The organism is Geminocystis sp. CENA526 (genome assembly GCF_050753365.1).
In the GTDB taxonomy this organism is placed as follows: Bacteria; Cyanobacteriota; Cyanobacteriia; order Cyanobacteriales; family Cyanobacteriaceae; genus Geminocystis.
Window position 1 is genome coordinate 1 of the sequence record NZ_JBLZFY010000210.1, and the last position, 2,746, is coordinate 2,746.

At 38.1% G+C, this 2,746-nt stretch carries 2 protein-coding genes; one reads left to right on the plus strand and one right to left on the minus strand.

Going from position 1 to position 2,746, the window contains the following annotated elements; translation table 11 throughout:
• Positions 1 to 137: 137 nt before the first annotated feature.
• Positions 138 to 1,499 (minus strand): ribosome biogenesis GTPase Der, encoded by a 1,362-nt coding sequence (gene der / locus ACN4EE_RS22685; protein ID WP_431708787.1) that lies wholly within the window; start codon positions 1,497 to 1,499, stop codon positions 138 to 140.
• Between the two features lie 162 nt (positions 1,500 to 1,661).
• Here der and ACN4EE_RS22690 point away from each other — a divergent pair, with 162 nt between their 5' ends.
• Positions 1,662 to 2,561, plus strand: a complete 900-nt coding sequence (locus ACN4EE_RS22690) for a LysR family transcriptional regulator (protein WP_431708786.1) — start codon at positions 1,662 to 1,664, stop codon at positions 2,559 to 2,561.
• The last annotated feature ends 185 nt before the right edge of the window (positions 2,562 to 2,746 follow it).

The window sequence follows — 2,746 nt, forward strand, 5'->3', positions numbered from 1 at the left end:
AGAGGGGGAAGAGGGGGAAGAGGGGGAAGAAATAATTATATTTTTTTGGTGGGGGTGGGTTTAATATATTAAACCCCTACCTTATTCTTCATTACTTCTTACTTTTTACTTCTTACTTTTTACTTCTTACTTTTTTATTATACTTTAGTAGCACGAGTTCCACCCATGTTTTCCCCTTCTCGCAGACGCTTACCACGCCAAAGGAGTTTTAACGGTGTGCCTTTAAAGCCTAGTTGTTGACGGAATTGTTTTTCCATATAACGACGATAGTTATTATCTAACCGTTTGGGATCATTGACAAATAAGGCAATGGTAGGCGGTTTGGAGGTTACTTGCGTACCGTAATAGATGCGCCCTTGTTTCCCTTGACGTGTGGTAGGAGGAGAATGCCATTTCACGGCTTCTTCTATCACTTCATTGATTACCGCAGTGCTAACTCGTTTTTTATGTCCTTCGGCGGCATTGTCCACTAAGTCTAAGATATTATCTACCCTTTTGCCTGTCATGGCGGATACAAATAGTCTTTCTGCCCATTCCATGAAAAATAGTCGATCGTCGAGCATTTTCTGGTATTCGTAGATAGTATGGGAATCCTTCTCTACAGCATCCCATTTATTAGCGATGATAACAGCAGCGCGTCCTTCTTCGATGATTCTACCTGCCAGTTTCAAATCCTGCTCGGTAACACCGTCTAAAACATCGATGACAAATAAGACGACATCCGCCCGTTTAATGGCTTTAAAGGCTCGATTGATGCCGAAAAATTCTGCGCCATAATCGACATTTTTTTTGCGTCTAATACCAGCAGTATCAATTAAACGATAGGCTTTACCGTTTCTTTCTATTACCATATCAATAGCGTCTCTGGTTGTACCAGAAACAGGACTCACGATCGAGCGATTTTCTCCTGTTAAAGCGTTTAAAAGGCTTGATTTACCTACGTTTGGTCGTCCAATAATCGCAACTTTGATTTCTTCGGTGTCTTCTATCTCATCCATGGTGGGGAGATATTGAATTAAGTCGTTTAATAGTTCGGCTGTACCGTTGCCATGAATGGCTGAAAGGGGATAAGGCTCACCTAAGCCCAAATTCCAAAACTCGGCGGCTTGGCTTAATCCTTGTTTTTCTGACTCGCATTTATTGACTGCTAATACTGTCGGTACATTTTGAGTGCGCAACCATGCGGCGATTTCTTCATCTCCTGCGGTTAACCCCATTTGCCCATCAACCACAAATATAGCGGCTACGGCTTCTGCTAAAGCGGCTTGAGCTTGTTCTCGAATAAAGGGCAAAAATTCGGTATCATCGTCAAAGACTAGCCCCCCTGTATCCACTATCTGAAATTCCCTATCTTGCCAAAATGCTGGACGATAAGTTCGATCGCGCGTTATACCCGGTTCATCATATACGATCGCATCTTGTTCGCCGGATAAACGATTAACCAGAGCAGATTTACCAACATTGGGACGGCCTATTATGGCAACGATAGGAAGCATGATTTTTTAAATTAAAACATAACCTTACCATTATAGCAATTTTATCATCATCACGTTAAATTAAAATTATTTGTATTTGTAAAACTTCTTTATTTAACATTGACGTTTATCTATCTATAACTTATTATGTATCAATAAAGATAAATAGACATAGGAGTTAAATGTTTGATTCACGCAACCTTACATCAGTTACAAGTATTTGAAACCACCGCCAGACTAGGAAGTTTTACTAAAGCGGCAGAAGAATTAGATATAACTCAACCAACGGTATCCAGTCAAGTAAAACAGTTAACTAAAACTATCGGATTACCTTTATTTGAGCAGATAGGCAAACAACTTTATTTAACCCAAGCAGGAAGAGAGTTACTTACCACTTGTCAAGATGTTTTTTCTCAATTAGATAATTTTGAGATGAAAATTGCTGATTTAAAGGGTACAAAAGAAGGAAAATTAAGTTTATCGGTGATTACCACCGCTACTTACTTTATTCCTCGTATTTTAGGCTCTTTTTGTCTGCTTTATCCCGATATTGACATTTCTTTACAGGTGACAAATCATAAACAGATACAAGAAAGAATGTTGAATAATCAGGATGATTTATATATTCTCAGTCAACCACCTTGCGAAATTGATTTGAAAAGTCAACCTTTTATTGATAATCCTCTTGTCGTAATAGCTAGAAAAGATCATCCTTTAGTAGAAAATCAACAAATACCCCTTGAGATGTTAGAAGCCTATCCTTTTATTATGCGCGAATTAGGCTCTGGTACTCGTAAAGCTGTACAAAATTTATTTAACGAGCATAATATTAATGTGAGGGTAAGACTGGAATTAGGCAGTAATGAAGCGATAAAACAAGCTATTTTAGGCGGTTTAGGAATTTCTGTATTGTCAAAACATACTTTAACTTTTGCTTCTAATGAGGATTTAGCTATCCTTGATGTGGAAAATTTCCCTATCCCTCGCCATTGGTATATCTCCCATTTAGCAGGAAAGCAGTTGTCTGTCATTGCTCAAACTTTTTTGGATTTTCTGATCGATCGAACCCAATTAATGGAATTATAAGTAGGGGTTGCTTCATCGTATTTTGATGAAGGTAGGCAAGAGGCAAGAGGCAACAGTCAAAAGACATGGAGAAAATTTGTAACTACCTACGTTAGGAAAATTTAAACTAAAAGGATATTTTCTCCATTCAACAATTGAGTCAGAATTTCTAAAATATTTCTTCCCTGTTTTCTTGCTGTTGATAT